The following is a 17099-nucleotide window of genomic DNA, read 5'->3' on the forward strand; positions in this document are numbered from 1 at the left end:
GGAATCTGTCCGCCCGGGCCCGCCGGCGCCCCGCGACAACCTCGGCGATATGATCCTCAGCATGGCTCGACGCAGCGCTGGACGCCCCCGCACCCCGGTCCTCACCCAGGATCGGATTGCGCGGGCTGCGCTGGACCTCGCGGATGCCCACGGCGATGACGCGATCACCATGCACCGGCTCGCCCGGGAGCTGGGGGTCGCGCCCTCCGCCTTGTATAACCATGTGTCGGGCATCGAGGAGGTGAAGCTCCTCATCCAGGACGAGATGATGGGCCGGGTGACCACCGTCGGCCTCTCGCAGCTCGTTGAGGCAGCGCGACGCGGCGCGCGCCCGGGGGAGGGGGAGCTCAGCCGCGCGTTGGAGACCTGGGCGTGGTCCTATAGGGAGACCTTTGCGCGGTACCCGGGGCTCGTGCCGCTTATCGCCACGCTCCCGGTGGGCGGGGCGCCGGCCACCCAGGCGATGTATGAGACAGTTGCCGCGGGCCTGCGCGCCGCCGGTCTGCCAAAAGAGCAGGTCATGCCGGTGATCGTCGCCTTTGAGTCCTTCCTCTTCGGCTCCGCGATGGACGTCCACGCCCCCGCCGACGTCTTCACCCGCGCCCCCGACGATGACGCCGCGGCCACCCCCACCCTCCAGGAGGCTCTCGACGCCCAACCCGCCGGTGGTGTTCACGGCGGAAATCCCTATGCGGATCCGCCCTTTCGCTGGGGCCTGCGCGCACTCTGCGAGGCCACCGAGCGGGCGTGTACGCACATCCCGGGCAAGGAACCAACCGCTCGGTCCTAGGTCACCCCGAGGAAGCGGAACTCCCCGCTCCACACGCTCACGCCCAGTGCCACCACCGCGATGCTCAGGCAGGCGAGGATGAGGAGGGCGTCGGCGCGGCCCAGCTGCGAAGGACGAGCCCATGTGCGCTGCTCAGCGTTGCGGAATCCTCGGGCCTCCATGGCTGTGGACAGTGTGTCCGCCCGGCGGAGCGCGAAGATGAGCAGGGCGAAAGCCTGGCTGGCCCCGCGGCGGATGCGGCCGTGATCGCCGAGGCCGCGGGCGCGCCGGGCGAGGCCCAGAGTGTGCCAGTCGCGGCGAAAGGCCCCGAGGAGGCGGACGCCGGCCATTGCCGAGAGCACAAAGCGGGCGGGGAGGCGAAGGATCTGGGCCAGGCCATCGCCGAGGTCCGTCGGATCGATGCTGCGCAAGAGGGCGATCGTGGGCAGCCCGATAGCAAGGACGCGGAGCGTGATCGCCTCACCGAGGCGGAGGGAATTCGAGGTCACCCGCGCCGTGAGGAAGGAAAAATACTCCTCCCCGGCAGGTTGTCCATACAAGCTCATGGAGATGCCGGCCAGGGCGGCCGCGAGCAGCACCGGCCAGCCCCAGCGCACCCAGGCCCGGGGCCCGAAGCCCAGGTAGAGCATGAGGGGCACGGACAGCACCAGGGCCACCGCAGCGGAGATCCGGTCGATGGAGAGCAAGAGGGGCGTCGTCAACACTCCGGCGGCGAGGAATCGGCCCACCGGGTTGAAGCACGGGGAGGGGAGGGTCATAGCCGTACCTCCTCGTCGCCGAGGGCGCCGACCACCAGCGGATCGTGGGTGACGGCGACGACGGCCGTCCCCTCCTCGCTCAGCTCGCGGAGCAGGCAGACGAGCTCGGCGAAGGTGCGGCGATCTTGGCCGAAGGTGGGCTCGTCGAGGATGAGGAGCGAGGGCCCGTGCGCCCCGCCGAGCGCCGTCCCCACCGAGAGCCTCCGCTTCTCCCCGCCGGAGAGGGCGAAGGGGCTGGCGGCGGCCACGTGGCGGAGGCGAAGCCGGTCGAGCAGCTCCTCCACGCGCTCCTCGGGGGTGCGGCCAAAGGCTAGCTCCTCCCGCACGGTGCGGCAGAGGAATTGGTGCTCGGGGTGCTGAAAGACGGTGCCGATCCGCGCGGCGAGCTCGCGGGAGCGCCACTGGTGCGGGTGCGGGCTGCGCAGGCCGGCGCAGAGGCTCTTGCCTGCGCGAACCTCCCCGCCGAGTGGGGGCAGCAGCCCTCCGAGGGTGAGCGCCAGCGTGGACTTCCCAGCCCCGTTGTGCCCCGTGATGCACACCCCCTGACCAGCCTCAATGCGCAGGTCGATGGCGCGGCGGACGGGATGATCCGGGGTCCAGCCGACGTCGAGCCCACGCGCCTCCAGCAGAGGCTCGGCGGTGGTGGGCCGCGCGCGATCGGCTGTGCGCGCAACCGGAAGCTCGGGAGGCGGACCGGGGACCCAGATGCCCTCGTCCCGGAGGGCGTCGGCGTGGCGGGCGAGCACGTCCTCGCGGGGGCCGTCGGCGCGGATGCCGCCTTCCCCGAGGACGATGATCCGGTCGATGTGCGGCAGCCAGGGCTCCAGGCGGTGCTCGACGACGAGGAGCGTGGCCCCCGTGGCCTCGACAGCGTCGAGGGGGGCGCGCACGAGCCCGGGGATGCTTTCGGGGTCGATGTTCGCGGTGGGCTCGTCGAGGGCGACGATCCCAGGGCGCATTGCGAGGACCCCGGCCAGCGCCAGCCGCTGCTTCTGGCCGCCGGAGAGGGTCTGCGTGGAGTCGTGAAGTCCCAGCTCGGGGGACAGGCCGACGGTCCGCAGCGCCTCCTCCACTCGCGGCCAGATCTCCTCGCGCGGCACGGCCATGTTCTCCAGGCCAAAGGCCACGTCATCGCCCACGCGCGCGGCCACCGCCTGGGCATCGGGGTCCTGGAGGACGAGGCCGACGCGCTCACGCACGGTGATGTGCCCCAGGTACTCGCCGTCCTCGGGGTCGACGCCCGACGTGGGCCCATACACCCCGGCCAGCGCCGCCAGCAAGGTGGACTTTCCCGCGCCCGAGGTTCCCAGCAGAAGCACGCGCTCACCAGGGAAGATGTCGCAGCTCAGGCCGTGGAGCGCCGGGCGGGCACGGCCGGCATGGCGCCAGCCGAAGTCCCGGAGGGAGATGACCGGGGTGGGCGTCGAGAAGGAAGGGGACATCGGCGCTAGATGAGGGTACGGCGCTCGCGGCCCACGGCGAAGCGGTCCAGCGCCCCCGTAGAGGCGAGGAGGCGGACCACCACCCAGCCGAGCAGGCCGGCCAGAACAATCCCGGACACCTGGGTGCACAGGAGGTAGATGAGGTTATAATCCCAGCTCTTGGCGATGTTTCCAAGGAAGAACTCGAGGATCCACGCGCCGGCGGCCGCGCCCATGCCGGAGAGCATCGCGACGGGGAGGGAGAAACGCCGGTAGGCGAAGAGCGCGAAGATGATCTCCGCGCCAATGCCCTGCGCGAGCCCGGAGTAGATGGTCTCCACGCCCCACTGGTTTCCGATGAGCATGGACACAATCGCGGCGATGAGCTCCACGAAGATCGCCGCGCCCGGCTTGCGGATGATGAGCCCGCCGAAGATCCCGCCGAGCAGCCACACGCCGAGCGGCAGGCCACCCAGACCCGGGGTGAGGGCGTTGAAGACCTCATAGAGGTTCCCGCCCACGATGTTCCACGCGACAAAGATGAAGCCTGTCACCACGCCCAACACGGCGGCGGTGACGATGTCGACGGTGCGCCACCCGCGGCGCGGCCTGGTCGGGGTGCGCGGGGCGTCGTCGTGATGGGGGGAGGTTGGTTGTGTAGACAAGAGGTGTGCTCCTTCGCGGTGCGGATACGAGGGGCACACGGGAAGGATTCTCGCTCCCTTCGCCGGCATGACCCGGATCAGGTGAAACGGTCGAGGGCTCGGCGCCCTCCTCTCAGCCCCTCGCAGGGCTCCCGTGCGCTGGCGCTCACGTCGATCATGAGCGGCTCATATGAGCGCGTCATATCCTACCCCCTCGCGGGATAAGGCAATGCTTGCCCCTGCGCGCCGTCCACGCTACGTTTTTCCCTATGTTGAAGAAAATCTGTGCCAATAAGGTGGGTGCGACGGCGGCTGCGCTTCTCTGCGTTGCCTCCCTCTCCCTCACCGCGTGCGGCTCCTCCGGAGATCACCAGGACACGGCCGCGAACGGCCCCAGCGCGGAGCGGCCCGCGGCGCCGCCCGAGAAGGCCGAGCCCATCAGCGCATCGCTCTCTGTGACCGGCCCGAAGGGTGAGGAGATCACCCTCGATCATGCGCCCCAGCGCGTCGTGTGCCTGACCGGCATCTGCGATGACCTGCTCCTCGAACTCGGGATGGAGCCCGTCGCCACCACCAGCCCTGACCTGCTGAAGGACAAGCACTTCATGGGGGAGGAGAAGGGCGGCCAGGTGCCTGTGGTGCAGGGCGGCTTCGGCTCTGAGGACGTGGGGGACATCGCCTCCTTCAAGCCGGACCTCGTGATCGGTTTGGCCGGGGTGCATGATGGCCTGACCTCGGCCGTCGAGAAGGTGGCGCCCATGTGGAACATGCAGCCGGATAGCGTCGAGGACTCTGTGGCCTACCTGCGGGCGATGGCCGCCCTCACCGGGCGCACCGCCGAGGGGGAGAAGGCAGAAAACACGTTCTACGACAAGATTCGTGAGAGCCGTAAGGTTGCCGACGACAAGGGCCTGCGCAACACCAAGGCGCTCTCCATGTACACCTCTTCCTCGGGCACGGGCGTGAACGTGCGTAACGAGCTCCTGGGCGAGCTGCTGGCCAACGTCTTCGACTACCCGTGGAACGGGAAGAGCGATGACCCGATGACGGCTGGGCAGTACTCGGTGGAGGAGATTCTGGACGTCAACCCGGATGTCGTGTTCGTGCAGTCCTTCGTCTTCGCGCCGGGGGATAAGGCGCTCACCGAACAGTGGAAGGACAACCCTGTATGGCAGCAGGTTGCTGCGGTGAAGAACAACCAAGTCCACGAAGTGAACACGGGTCTGTGGTCGATGGGCCGCGGCCCGCGGGCGCTGTCCGCCGTGCTGGAGGAAGCCGTCAGCACGCAATGAGATCGGCGCTCGTCACCCTGGGGCTGATCTTCCTCGCGGCGGCCGTGTCCGCCGTGACCCTGTGGCACGGTTCGCCCTCGGAGGTGGTAGTGGCCCAGCTGCGGGCGCCTCGCCTGGCGATGGCGCTGGTCGGGGGCGCGGCCCTGGGCGTCGTGGGGGTGCTCCTCCAGGAGGGGCTGGGTAATCCGCTCGCGGTGCCGGAGCTCCTCGGGGTGTCGGCGGGCGCGGCGGCGGTCATGTGCGGCATCGTCGTGCTGGGCCTGCCCATCCCTGTGTTGCTCACCCCGGTGGCCACGCTGCTCGGCGGCCTGGCGGCCGGGGCGCTCGTGTGGTGGGGTGCGCGCTCGGCGCGCTCTGCGGTGGAGGTGCTCCTCGTGGGCTCGGCGGTGGCGGCGGCCGCGAATGCGCTGGTCATCATCCTGGTGGGCTCGGCGGGAGAGACGCAGCTGCGCGCGATCCTGCGCTACCTCCAGGGCAGCCTCGCGGAGCTCTACTGGCCGGATGTGCGGCCCATCATCATTCCGCTTCTCGTGCTGCTGCCGTGCAGCGCCCTCTTCGTCCCCGTGCTGGACATTCTCCGGGTGGGGGACACGACAGCCCGGACCCTCGGCGCCCATCCGGCGCGGCTGCGCGGCCTGCTCTTGCTCTTCGCGACGCTCCTCGTAGCCTTCACGGTGGCCGCGGCGGGGCCGCTCGCGTGGATCGGGTTCCTGGGGCCGCTGCTCGCCCGGCTGTGCCTTCCCCAGTGCGGGACGCGGGTGCTGCTCCTCGGCGGTGCCCTCTGCGGGGCGGTAATGACCTGCGCGGCCGATGGCCTCGCCCAACTGGCCTTTTATCCAGCGGAAACGCCGGTGGGCGGCTGGACGGGGATCGTCGCCGCGCTCACCGTCGTGGGCCTTCTCTTGGGGTCGCGGGCGCGTGTCCTGGGCAGGAGGTCTCGATGAATCCGGTGAAAAAGAGCGCTGTCCTCCTTCTGCTGAGCGTGGGGCTCGTGCTGCTTGTGGGGCTCGACGCCCGCCTCGGCCGCGGAACGGCCTCGTGGTGGGCGGATGAGCAGGCCTGGGTGACGCTCACGCAGCTTCACCTCCCGCGCGCCCTGGCCGCGGTGGTGGCTGGGGGAGCGCTGGCCCTCGCGGGCCTGCTGCTCCAGACGGTGACGGACAATCCGCTCGCCGCCCCGGAGCTCCTGGGAATCAGCCCGGGCGCGGTGTGCGCGGTGATGCTGGGGACGGGGATGAGCGTGGTGAACCCGGCCTCCCCGCTCTCGGCGCTGGGGGCCGCCCTGGTGGGCGCCGTGCTCGGTGGTGTGGTGAGCGTGCTCACCACGCTGAGTGCAGGCCGCGATTGGGCGATCCTCGGCGGCCTCGTTCTGGGCGCCGCGGCGACGGGCCTCAGCATGGTCATGCTGGCCTCCAACCCGAGGCTCACGGGCATGGCGATGCGCTGGCTCGCCGGCTCCACCAACGCCCTGACCTGGGAATCCGTGCTGCCGATGGCCGTCTGGGCAGCCGTCGTCGTGCTGCTCTTCCTGCCGGGCGCGGGAATCCTGCCCCTCGTGGGCGGGGGCGTGGCGCACAGTGCGGTGCTGGGGCTCTCGCCTCTGGTCTCGCGGCTGTGGCTCATGGTGCTGGCCTGCCTGCTCACTTCGGGGGCGGTGGCGCTGGCCGGGCCCTTGGGTTTTGTGGGCTTGGCGGTGCCGCACGTCATGCGCCGGCTCGTGGGGCCGGCCTCGCGCTGGCTGGGTCCGGCCACGCTGGCGGGCGGTGCGGTGGGCATGGTCGCATGCGATGCCGCCGCCCAGGGCTGTGGCCGGCTGCTTGCGCTGAGCACGTCCTCTCTCGGTGTGCCGGCGGGGGCGATGGCCTCCCTCGCCGGCGCCGCAACTCTGCTGTGGCTTCTCAGGAGGAGATCATGACCACTCACGCTCTGAGCGTCTCGGAGCTCGCATTCCGCTACCCCTCGGCACCGGAGCCGGTGCTCCGCGAGTGCACCTTCGACATTCCCGCAGGTCAGCGCTGCGTGGTGCTGGGCCCCAACGGGTGCGGCAAGTCCACGCTCCTCTCGATCCTCGCGGGCGTGGAGTCCCCCGACTCCGGCAGCGTCCAGCTTCTGAGCGAGGACGCCTCCTCGCTCCACCGCCGTGCCTATGCGCGCCGGGTGGCGCTCATGCCGCAGGTGCTCGCCCCGCTCCAGGGGCTCACCGCGCGGGAGCTCGTCTCCCAGGGGCGCTACGCCCAGGTGGGCGCCCTGGGGATGCTGCGCCGGACGAAGGCCGACGACGACGCCACCATGGCCGCCCTGGCTGCCGTCGGCGTCGAACGTTTCGCCGATCGGCTGGTGGATTCGCTATCTGGCGGGGAGCGCCAGCGGGTGCGGCTGGCCCTCGCGCTGCGGCAGGAGGCGCCGATCCTGCTTCTCGACGAGCCCCTGGCGCACCTGGACCTCCAGCACCAGTTCGAGCTGCTCGACGTCGTGCAGGATGTTGCGGAACGCGAGGGCCTCACGGTGGTGGCGGTGCTGCATGAGCTGGACCTCGCGGTGCGCTGGGCGGAGCGCATCCTCGTGCTCCACGAGGGACGCATCGTCGCGGATGGGAGCCCCTCCGAGATCATCACCCCCGGGCTGCTCGCGCGGGTGTTTGGGCTCGACGGCCACCTCGACGGGGAGGGCCGCCTGCAGGTCCAGGGCTCCATGCGCTGAGAGATTTCTCACAGCACTGATTTTCATGCATGGTTGCTTAGCCTTCCCCCGATGACAATAATTGCCGATAGCTGTTGGGCCTAACAGTCTCTGTACACATCCCCGACATATGTGAGGATCATTCACTATGCAGAACATTGACCTCGACCAGCTCGAAGCGTTCTCTCCCGTGTCCACCGTGGCCGCGGCCGGCCACGCCCACGCGTGCTGCTGCCACGCCCTCGTTGAGGACCTCTTCGAGGACTAAGGGGCCAACCACCCTCCGTTGCTCCCGGTGCCTCATCCGGTGCCGGGAGCAGCGTGGGGTTCTTTTCTTTTCTGGGAGCAGGGGATTCATTGACACTTTTACCGCAGGGGACGAGCCTTCTTCAGGAGAACGGGCGGTGGCTGTTCCGCACCTCCTCCGGCACATACTTTGACGTGGATCCGCGCCGCCTTCCCTCCGTCCACCGCGAGGGGGACATCATCGACGCCCTCCTGGCCGAGGATCCCGAGCTTCTCCCCGAACACACGGCGGCCTTTCACCTGCTCGAGCGCCGGGAGGCGCCCACCGCACCGCAGAACGTGGACATCGATATTCGCGGCGAGGGGCTCCTCGCCCGCGCGGTGCGCGAGTATCTCTCCGCCTTCCCCGCCGCTGTCCCCGAAGGCTTCTCCGCAACGCTGGCTCTCAGCGACGGCCCCGCCCCGCGCGACTGGCGCGCGCTCGACGAGGAGCTCGCCTCTGATCCCGAGCGCTGGTGGATCCGCGCGAGCATCGAGGGCCAGTGGTGCCAGGTGGAACCGCTGGCCCGGGGCGCGTCGGGAATCAATCACACGATGACGAGGGCCCGCCTCCTCGCGGCATCCACCACCCCTGCCCTCGACGCCCAGGAGCCCGCCCTGCTGGGGGCGAGCCTGCTCAGCGAGGAGACGGCGCCCTTCCTGGCGGGCATCGTGATGGAGACGATCCTCCGCCTGCTCGCCGAGTTTCAGGGCATCGGCACCCTCACCCGGATTGATGTGCGCAGTGGGCGTCGAGAAACCCACCCCATCCTGCCGATTCCCGCCTGCGAGGGATACCCTGCCCGCGAACGCCAAGGGTCCCGTGTCTAGGGCGGCGCAACCTGTGTGTGAGGAGCGACGGCTCAGCGTCCCCGGGGCGGAGCTCGCCCTGCGCTGCCACTGGGTGGATGAGGAGCCGCGGCCGACGATCCTCCTGCGCACCCCCTACGGGGCGCAGCACCATGACCGCGAGGCCGCCCACTGGGCTGAGCTGGGCTTTCACTGCGTGTTCGCGGATGTGCGCGGGCGCTACGCCTCCACTGGGGAGTTCGTCCCCTACACGCGCGAGGGGGAGGACGGGGAGCTCGTGGCCCGCCATGTGCTCGCTGATTCGCACGCGAATGGCCAGCTCATCGCCTATGGGGCCTCCTATGCGGCGCATTGTGCCCTCGAGCTCGCGCGCCGGGTGCCGCTGGCGGGGCTCATCCTGCTGGTGCCGAGCCTCTCCCTCGGCTGCGCGACGAACGACGGTCCCGGCATCTACCGGCTGCTCTCCCACACGTGGTGGTGGCACCGCCATGCGCGGGCGCGGACCCCGCGGGAGGAGGTGACGCTCGAGCGGCTGCTCGCCGATGACGCGGCAATCCTGCGCCGCCCCCTGGGAAGCATCCCGGGGGCCTTGGGGCTCGACGTCCCGGGCTGGTCAGAGGCCTGGGAGGCGCCGCACACCTGGGAGCTGCCCGCGCAGGCGGACGCCCTGCCGCTGCTCCTTTGCTCCGGGTTCCACGACGCCTATGTGGAGGACACCGCCCGCCTCGCGAGCGCGTGGCCTGGGCCGTGCTGGTGCATGATCGGGCACATCGACCACTCCTTCCGGGACCCGCACGGCCGCAGGGCCCCGTGGATTGGTGCCGCCCTCACGGAGTGGGGTCGCGCCCTTCGCGATGCGGAGAACCCCCAGGCGGCGGAGGCACTGGGCCGACGCTATGAGCTGCAAGATCAGGAGGGCGCGTGGCATCGTCCGGCGGGTGATGGGGCGCAATGCCGGAGTCCCCAGGCGTGCGTGCGCGCCTGCGTGAACTGGGGTGCTGAGCGTGGCGCTGAGCGTCGCGGTGTCATGCGCCCGGGTTCGGGCGAGGCTCCCTTCCCCTCCTGGCAGATTCCTTCGTCGGCCACCGCGGGTGATCGTCTCCGGCACCCGGAGCAGTGCTCGGCTGTCATCGAGTGGCCGGAGGAGGCCCAGACCGGGGTGCTCTGCGGCCGCGTCACGGTGAGTACCCGGGTGGAGGTCGCGGGGCCCGTCGAGGAGCCCGGGCCGGTCACGACCTTCGCACACCTCCTCTGCGTCGAGGGGACATCCGTCCGCTGGGTGGCCAGCACCAGCCTCACCCACGAGGAGGGCGAGGTGGAGTTCTGCTTCCCGGCGGTGTGCGCCCGGCTGAGTCCCGGGCAGACGTGGATCATCCAGTGGAGCATGAGCGATGAGCCGGTCCACCGGCTGGCGGGCGACGCGGCTGGCGCGGCCGGCGCGCCCGCCGCGCCCCCACCCGGGAGGATGCTCAGCGAGGTCTCGGTGTGCGCGGAGCTCGCAGCGGAGTATGCAGCGGAGCTCGCAGCGGAAGGGAGAACAGAAACGTGGTGAAGAGGGTGTATGAACAAGGTTTTCTCGATATTCTCGTCGACCCCGTGTGCGGTATCGTCCGCGAGCTCGGGGAAGTCCCCCTGCCTGAGGAGGTCCCAGACAGCTTCCACTGCGTGGTAGCGAGCGTCTCCGATCCGCGCCAATTCTCCGTGTGGTTGGCCGATAAGATCGCGGGGGCCTCGGGCTTCGGCGAGGTGTCGGAGCTGTGGGCGCCCGCGGTGGGGGAGGCCGCGGAGCGCTATTGCGGGAACAACATTCCCACGGACCTGCTGCGGGCCTCGCCCGAGGAGCTTGCGGCCGCGGGGCGCTCCTTCCTCGACCCCCTCGAGTTCCCCGCCTTCGATGAGAGCCTCTTCACCGAGAGATTCCCGTACCAGCGCTATGATCCCGCGGCCCCGATCCTCTGGGCCCGCGCCACGGACGGCGAGGGCGAGGAGATCCTCGTCCCCGGCTCCCGCGTCTACCTCAATTGGAATCAGGGTTCTCGACGCCACGAGCCGCGCACCCACCACATCGCCTACGCGGGCATCGCCGCAGGTCCGAGCAAGGATTTCGCGGAGCTTGCCGCCTTCCGCGAGTGCGTGGAACGCGATGTGACGACGGCCTGGTGGTCCCTCGGCCTGCCCGCCCAGGCCATCGACCCGGCCACGGTCCCGGGGATGGACGCGCTCCGGGCGCAGGCCCCGGACTTCGACATTGATATTCTCTTCCTCCCCAACCCGGAGGGGATGCCAGTCTTCGCCGCCCTCGTCTATCACCGGGGCCTGCGGATCCCGGGCGCGGGTTTTTCCTGCCACGGTGACCCGGCGTCGGGGGTGTGGAAGGCGCTTTCGGAGGCCTTCCAGGTGTGGATCAGCATGCACGGCGTGCTGGAGGCCGACGGCACCGGCTACCGCAGCGTGGCGGAGGGCCTCCTCTCCGCCAAGGCGTACTTCCCGCACCAGCCGGACCGCCGCTACCTCGAATTGGCCGGCGAGCGCTGGGAGAATGTCCGCGACCTCGCCTGCCAGGCCCAGCTCTGGCTCGACGAGCGGCTGCACCCCCACCTGGACAGGTTCCGCCCGGCGGGGGAGAGGATCGCGCTCTCGGAGGTCCCGGCCGTCGACATGGCGCAGGCGTGGCGTTCCTACCGGGGCACGCCCAGTAACCGGGTGGCCACCGTCGACGTCACAACCAAGGACATCCGGCTCGCCGGCCTTCATGTGGCCCGCGTGCTGTGCCCGCGGCTGCTGCCGAATTTCCCCTCGGCCTTCCCGGTGGCGCGCTCCCCGCGCTGGAAGGAGCACTGGCACTTCCACCACCCGGGGAACGAGGACATGAGGATCTCGGCCCTGCCCCTGCCCCACATGTAGGCGCGAGAGGAGTATGAGCATGACACGAGGAGACACGCTGCTCGCCCAGGCATGGGCCCGAGCACAAGACCCCCACGAGCCCATCCCGGTCCCGTCGGCGCCGATCCCCCGCGCGCCACGGTGGTTGAGCAGCGAGGATGTGCTCTCGACGGTGGTGGGCGCCGCCCTGGGCGGCCGGGGAAGCACCCGGCAGAACCCCTCGGCGGGTGGGCTCTATCCCGTCGAGGTGCAGGCGCTCGGCCCGGACTCGGTCACGCTGAGCCTGGCGTGGTGGCGCACCGCCGCGAAGTATTCCACCCGCGCCTGGATGAGCTGCCTGCTGGACCTGGGCTATGCGATCGCTGCCGTCGAGACCTCCTCCCACCTCCACGGGGTGGGCATCCGCTCCATCGAGACGGACTCGGACCTCGCGCGCGCGGTGAGGATCACGTGGGATCGCCCGTGCGAGAACCTGTGGGATGGCCCGCCCGCCACATCCCCTCCCGCGGCTCCTCCCGACTCCGCCCCGTGGACCGGCGATGTGCTGCGCGAGGCCCTGGGTTTCTCCGTCGAGCCCCTGCCGCCGCAGCCGGGACTGTCCCTCGATGACCTGCGCGAACGTCGCAGCGGGCAGTGGGAGTCGGCGGGGGAGGCCATGCCCGTGAGCGCGATGAGCACCCTGTGCCGCCAGCTCCCGGCGGGCTGCGTGGCCCAGCTGATAGACCCCGATGTCCTCTGCCTCACCCGCGGTGATGCGGAGGAGCCCCTCCAGCCGCTCAGCCGTGGGGACGCGCGGGCGACGCTCGCCCAGTGGTGCGGCGGCCAGCCGATGGTGGCCACCTGCTCGGGGGCCGTGATCGTCACGCAGCCCACTCCGCCCGGGGACGCGAGCCCCTCGGCCCTCGACTACGGGCGGTCCCTGCTCAACGCCGGGCGCTATGGCTACTGTGTTCAGGTATCCGCCGCGATGATGGGCTGGGCGTCGCGTCCCATCGCGGGATGGGTGAATGCCGACATCGGCCGCGCCATGGGCCGCGAGTCCGCCCTCATCACCCACGCCGTCGTGTGTGGGCCCCGGAGCGCAGATGCACACGACAAGAAAGTGAGGAAGAGCCTTGATTAATCGCCGATTATTGTCCCTTGCGGGCAGCGTGTGGGGGCCCATCGCGCTGGGAACGCTCATGGCCTATGTGGTGATGGGCTCGTGGATTCTCCAGGCGATTGTCGTCGCGCGCGGACTCAATGACCTGGTCGCCGGCGATTTCCCGGGGCTGGTGCGCTGCCTGCTCATCGCGATGCTCGTGATCCTCGTGCGCGGGGTGTTGATGGTGGTGCGCCAGATGCTCACGGTGTCCCTCGGCATGCGCACGCGGCGCCACCTGCGCACCCTGCTCACCCGGCGGGTCGCGGAGCTCGGGCCCGCGCACATGTCCACACAGCGCGCCGGGGTGATCCGCTCCACGCTCATCGAGGGCGTCGACGGCCTGGACCCCTACTACTCGGATTATGTGCCGCAGCTTCTTGTCACCGCGACGGTGCCCATCGCCCTGCTCATCTGGATGGGCTGCTATAGCCCCTGGTCAGCGGTGGCGGTGGCGGTGTGCATCCTCGTCGCCGTGGTGGTGCCGCAGCGCTTTGATAACAAGCTCATCGTCGCCGGCCGGGAGCGCTGGGAGGCCTATTCCTCGCTGTCTGCGGACTACCTGGAATCCATGCAGCAGATGGAAACCCTGCGCAGCCTGGGCGCGGCGGGGCGTCGGCACGCGGGCCTCGAGTCCCGCACGTGGGAGCTCTACCGCACGACGATGCAATCGCTGAAAATCTCCCTGGTCTCCACCGGGCTCATCGCCCTGGGCACGCAGGCGGGGGTGGCGCTGGCCGTCGTTCTCGCGGTGCGGGATCCGCAGAGCGCCTCGCACCTCTTCCTCGTGCTGCTCCTCGCGATGGAGTGCTTCCGCCCCGTGCAGGAGCTCGCGAAGGCCTGGCACGCGGGCTACCTCGGGGTGACGGCCGCCGATGGGCTCGACGCCATCCTGAGCCCCACCCCGCCCGTCCCGGATGAGGGCACCCGCTCCAACGAGTGGTCGGTGGGAACCCCGCCCGGCATTGAGATCCGGGACGCGAGCGTGACGTATCCCGGGGCCGGCACCCCCGCGCTCACCGGGCTGAACCTCCGCATTCCCGCTGGTCAGGCCGTGGCGCTGACGGGCCCCTCCGGCTGCGGGAAGACGACGGTGCAGCGGCTGATCACCCGCAGCCTCGACCCCTCCTCGGGGAGCGTGAGCCTCGACGGCGTGGACCTGCGCACCCTGCGCCTGGCGGAGATGCCGAGCATCGTCACCGTCGTGAGCCAGGACGCCTTCCTCTTCACCGGCACGGTGGCGAGCAACATCGCGCTCGGCGTGCCGCAGGAGAAGGCGAACCGCGCCGAGGTGCTTCGCGCCGCGGAGGCCGCCGGCCTGCCCGCGGAGCTCATCGACGTCGAACTCAGCGACAATGGCAGCCAGCTCTCGGGCGGGCAGCGCCAGCGCGTGGCGGTGGCCCGGGCGCTCTACCGAAAGACGCCGGTCATCGTGTTCGACGAGGCCACCTCGCACGTCGACAGCGCGACGGCCGCGCACATCAGCTCGACGATCGGCCGGTTGAAGGGCGATCGCACGGTCATTGTGATTACCCATGGCTCGGCGGAGCTCGCGGTGGCGGACCAGGTTATTGACCTCAGCAAGGAAAGGACCCAGCACCATGCGTGAATATTTTGAGGTGTTGCGGGGCTCGCGGGGCCTGTTTGTGTGCACCGTGATTGCTAACATCTGCAACCTCGTGGCGGTGGCGGCATCGGCGGCGGTGAGTTCCGTGATCGTCGGGCGCGCGGTCACGGGCGCGGATCCGGACCTTGGCCGGTGGGGGTGGATTCTGGCGTTCTGCGTGGTGGCCTCGGGGCTCAGCACGTGGTGGGAAATGTACGTGGCGCATGATCTGGCTTACCGCGTCCTGGCGGAGCTGCGCGCCACGCTGTTCCGCCACCTCACGCGGATCCTGCCTTCGCGCAAGCTGGCACGCAACAGCAGTGACACGGTGACGACCGCGGTGGGCGACATCGAACAATTGGAATGGTTCTTTGCCCACATCATTGCCCAGCTCATCGGCGTGAGTGTGGCGACGCTCTCGGGGCTTATCGTCCTGGGCCTCATGGTGCCGGGTGTCATCCTCATCATGCTGCTGGGTATCGTCGCGATTCTCCTGGTGCCGTGGGCGGTTCACCGGTGGTCACGGCGGCAGGCCAGCGAGCAGCGGGAGGAACTCGGCGCGCTGGGGACGGACATCGTGGACCTGGTCGACGGGCTCCCCGATCTCATTCACGCCGGTGCGCTCGACCACGCCCTTCATGATGTCAACCAGCACACCGCCCAGCTCAGCGGGCAGCGCATCCGCTCCGCTGTGCGGGAGGGTGTGGAGACAGCGCTGAGTACCACGATCATCTCCGTGATCTCCATCGGATCGCTCATTCTGGTCTCTCTCAGCGACGTGGATCGTGCCTTTGCGCCGGTGGTGCTGGGGCTGTGTGGGGCCACGCTCAGCGCCCCCGCCCTGCTGAGCAGTGTGCTCATTCATGCTGGCGCGGTCCGGGAGGCCAGCGACCGCGTGCTCTCAGTCCTGCGCACCGCCCCGGAGGTGAGCGACCCTGCAGAGCCCGCCGCCCTGGGCGAGGGCGGCCTGGAATTCCGCGATGTGAGCTTTGAATGGGAGGAAGGCACCCCGGTTCTTCAGGGCCTGAGCTTCCAGGTGGAGGCCGGTGAGATTCTTGCGCTGGTCGGCCCATCGGGAGTGGGGAAGTCGACGGTGGTGGCGCTGACGCAGCGTTTCTACGACCCCGCCCATGGCGAGGTGCGGCTGGCGGGCAACAACCTCCGCGACTACACGGAGGATCAGCTGCGTGAGCTGGTGTGCGTTGTTCCCCAGGAGGTGCAGACTTTTGCCGGAACTGTCGCCGATAATCTGCGGCTCTCCCGGCCCGACGCCAGCGACGCTGACATGACGGCCGCCCTCGAGGCCGTCGGCCTGGGAGACTTCCCTCTCGATCGGGTGCTGTGGAGCCGGACTAAGGGCCTCTCCGGTGGGCAGCGCACCCGGCTGGGCGTGGCCCGAGCGCTGCTGCGCGAACCCCGCATTCTTGTCTTGGATGAAACGTCCGCACACCTAGATACCGCGACGGAAGCGAGCTTGCTGGACCTTGTCCGACGCCAGGTCGCGCAGCACAAGATGGGCGTGCTGCTGGTGACGCACCGGGAGTCGACGAAGGCTATCGCGGATCGAGTGGTGGAGCTTCACCCGGTACGGTAATGGGACAAATCTCAATAGTGTCGACGTCACATTGCGAAGAAAGGAACACTCTGATGACGGTTGAGCGCCAGCACATTCTCCAACGCCGAGTCCGTTTTATTGTTTACTTCACTATTGTCTATAACGTTGGAGAAGCGATTATTTCATTGGCTGCTGGGGCCGCCGCTGATTCTGGCGCTCTTGTCGCCTTCGGTTTGGACTCGGTGATTGAGGTGTCCTCGGCTGTCGTCGTCGCATGGCAGTACTCGCGTGCTCAACCTGAACGTTGGGAGAGAGCGGCTGCACGACTGGTAGCGTGTTGCTTTTTCGCTTTGTTTGTGTGCGTGAGTGCGGATTCGATACACGCGTTGTGGGCGGGACGGGCGGCCGAGCACTCTCCGATTGGTATTGCTATTACTCTGCTGAGTCTCATAGTGATGCCAGTGGTTGCGTGGTGGGAGTACCAGGCTGGAAAGGAATTGCAGTCCCCGTCGGTTATGGGGGATGCCAAGCAATTAATGGTCTGTTTGTCCTTGTCAGTGGTGGTCCTTGTGGGACTTGTCCTCAACGCCTGGTGTGGCTGGTGGTGGGCAGATCCTGCCGCAGCTTTAGTCGTTGCGGTGTTGGGCCTCAAGGAGGGAATCGAGGTGTGGCGGGAGGGCGAGATCTGCTGTGCTCCTACCCCAGCTACCCGAACAGGAGCTACCTGTCAGGGCGAATGCTCGTCCCATGGAGAATCTTAGGAAACCGGGGACGGTAGGGCGTAAACCAACACTATCGGGCATAATGGGGTCATGTTGTATGTGTGTGGCGAATCCCTCATCGATCTGGTTCCGGCCAGCTCACAGTCAGAGCAAACGGCGCATGTGCCGCTCCTTCCTGTCCCAGGGGGCGGTCCTTTCAATGCCGCGTGCTATTGCGGAATGTTTGATCGGACAGTGGCTTTTGTGAGCCGAATTTCCGAGGATGGCTTTGGGGAAGCCCTTGTGGAGGTTCTGCGGCACTACGGGGTGGATACATCCTTTGTCCAGCGTGGTCCGGAGCCGACGACACTCGCTGTGGCTACCCCCGGCCCCGATGGTTCGGCGAGCTACAGCTTCTACCTCGAGGGCACGGCGGATCGCCTGGTGGACCCGCAGCTCCCGCCGCTCGGCGCCGGGGACATCCTCAGCGTCGGCACCCTGTCTCTCGCGCTGGAGCCGGGCGCCAGCCGCTAC

At 69.1% G+C, this 17099-nt stretch carries 16 protein-coding genes and 1 riboswitch; of the genes, 13 read left to right on the forward strand and 3 right to left on the reverse strand.

The window, feature by feature from the left end; all coding sequences use genetic code 11:
• The first annotated feature begins 61 nt into the window (after positions 1–61).
• Positions 62–790 carry a TetR/AcrR family transcriptional regulator gene (locus L1O03_RS11295; RefSeq protein WP_236120076.1) on the forward strand — a complete coding sequence of 243 codons (729 nt, stop codon included), beginning with the start codon at positions 62–64 and terminating at the stop codon, positions 788–790.
• On the opposite strand, the gene L1O03_RS11300 is transcribed toward L1O03_RS11295, so the two are convergent.
• From L1O03_RS11300 to L1O03_RS11310, 3 genes are read right to left on the reverse strand one after another with little or no spacing between them, the layout of a single operon-like run.
• Complete coding sequence (locus L1O03_RS11300) at positions 787–1548, reverse strand: energy-coupling factor transporter transmembrane component T family protein (protein ID WP_236120077.1); 762 nt, start codon at positions 1546–1548, stop codon at positions 787–789. The two genes, L1O03_RS11295 and L1O03_RS11300, sit on opposite strands and share 4 nt — an antisense overlap.
• The gene (locus tag L1O03_RS11305; protein ID WP_236120078.1) at positions 1545–2990 is read right to left on the reverse strand and encodes an ABC transporter ATP-binding protein; all 1446 of its coding nucleotides are present in this window, start codon (positions 2988–2990) and stop codon (positions 1545–1547) included. Before L1O03_RS11305 ends, L1O03_RS11300 begins: the two co-directional genes overlap by 4 nt.
• Before the next feature lie 5 nt (positions 2991–2995).
• Complete coding sequence (locus L1O03_RS11310; RefSeq protein WP_420830337.1) at positions 2996–3634, reverse strand: ECF transporter S component; 639 nt, start codon at positions 3632–3634, stop codon at positions 2996–2998.
• 37 nt (positions 3635–3671) lie between these two features.
• A riboswitch (TPP riboswitch) is annotated at positions 3672–3779 on the reverse strand.
• A gap of 103 nt (positions 3780–3882) precedes the next feature.
• Between L1O03_RS11310 and L1O03_RS11315 the strand changes: the two genes are divergently transcribed.
• From L1O03_RS11315 to L1O03_RS11370, 12 genes are all read left to right on the forward strand, one after another.
• Positions 3883–4905: an ABC transporter substrate-binding protein gene (locus L1O03_RS11315; protein WP_236120079.1), complete on the forward strand. Its 1023-nt coding sequence runs from the start codon at positions 3883–3885 to the stop codon at positions 4903–4905.
• The gene (locus L1O03_RS11320; RefSeq protein WP_236120080.1) at positions 4902–5849 is read left to right on the forward strand and encodes a FecCD family ABC transporter permease; all 948 of its coding nucleotides are present in this window, start codon (positions 4902–4904) and stop codon (positions 5847–5849) included. The genes L1O03_RS11315 and L1O03_RS11320 overlap by 4 nt, the downstream gene beginning before the upstream one ends.
• Entirely contained in the window at positions 5846–6820 is a 975-nt protein-coding gene (locus tag L1O03_RS11325; RefSeq protein WP_236120081.1) for a FecCD family ABC transporter permease, read from the forward strand. The genes L1O03_RS11320 and L1O03_RS11325 overlap by 4 nt, the downstream gene beginning before the upstream one ends.
• Positions 6817–7605 carry an ABC transporter ATP-binding protein gene (locus tag L1O03_RS11330; protein ID WP_236120082.1) on the forward strand — a complete coding sequence of 263 codons (789 nt, stop codon included), beginning with the start codon at positions 6817–6819 and terminating at the stop codon, positions 7603–7605. The genes L1O03_RS11325 and L1O03_RS11330 overlap by 4 nt, the downstream gene beginning before the upstream one ends.
• Before the next feature lie 336 nt (positions 7606–7941).
• Positions 7942–8700: a hypothetical protein gene (locus L1O03_RS11335; RefSeq protein ID WP_236120083.1), complete on the forward strand. Its 759-nt coding sequence runs from the start codon at positions 7942–7944 to the stop codon at positions 8698–8700.
• Between the two features lie 13 nt (positions 8701–8713).
• Positions 8714–10231 carry a CocE/NonD family hydrolase gene (locus L1O03_RS11340; RefSeq protein ID WP_236120085.1) on the forward strand — a complete coding sequence of 506 codons (1518 nt, stop codon included), beginning with the start codon at positions 8714–8716 and terminating at the stop codon, positions 10229–10231.
• Complete coding sequence (locus L1O03_RS11345) at positions 10225–11583, forward strand: YcaO-like family protein (RefSeq protein ID WP_236120087.1); 1359 nt, start codon at positions 10225–10227, stop codon at positions 11581–11583. The genes L1O03_RS11340 and L1O03_RS11345 overlap by 7 nt, the downstream gene beginning before the upstream one ends.
• A 19-nt stretch (positions 11584–11602) precedes the next feature.
• The gene (locus tag L1O03_RS11350; RefSeq protein ID WP_236120089.1) at positions 11603–12685 is read left to right on the forward strand and encodes a hypothetical protein; all 1083 of its coding nucleotides are present in this window, start codon (positions 11603–11605) and stop codon (positions 12683–12685) included.
• On the forward strand, positions 12678–14312 hold the full coding sequence (locus L1O03_RS11355; RefSeq protein WP_236120095.1) for an ABC transporter ATP-binding protein/permease: 1635 nt from the start codon (positions 12678–12680) through the stop codon (positions 14310–14312). Before L1O03_RS11350 ends, L1O03_RS11355 begins: the two co-directional genes overlap by 8 nt.
• Positions 14305–15903 carry an amino acid ABC transporter ATP-binding/permease protein gene (locus L1O03_RS11360; RefSeq protein WP_236120096.1) on the forward strand — a complete coding sequence of 533 codons (1599 nt, stop codon included), beginning with the start codon at positions 14305–14307 and terminating at the stop codon, positions 15901–15903. Before L1O03_RS11355 ends, L1O03_RS11360 begins: the two co-directional genes overlap by 8 nt.
• A 53-nt stretch (positions 15904–15956) precedes the next feature.
• Positions 15957–16625 carry a cation efflux transmembrane domain-containing protein gene (locus tag L1O03_RS11365; protein ID WP_236120102.1) on the forward strand — a complete coding sequence of 223 codons (669 nt, stop codon included), beginning with the start codon at positions 15957–15959 and terminating at the stop codon, positions 16623–16625.
• Between the two features lie 51 nt (positions 16626–16676).
• Positions 16677–17099 (forward strand): PfkB family carbohydrate kinase (locus L1O03_RS11370; protein ID WP_236120109.1); only part of this gene is annotated, 423 nt, incomplete at its 3' end.

Source organism: Corynebacterium uropygiale, assembly GCF_021568315.1.
GTDB classification, from domain to species: Bacteria; Actinomycetota; Actinomycetes; order Mycobacteriales; family Mycobacteriaceae; genus Corynebacterium; species Corynebacterium uropygiale.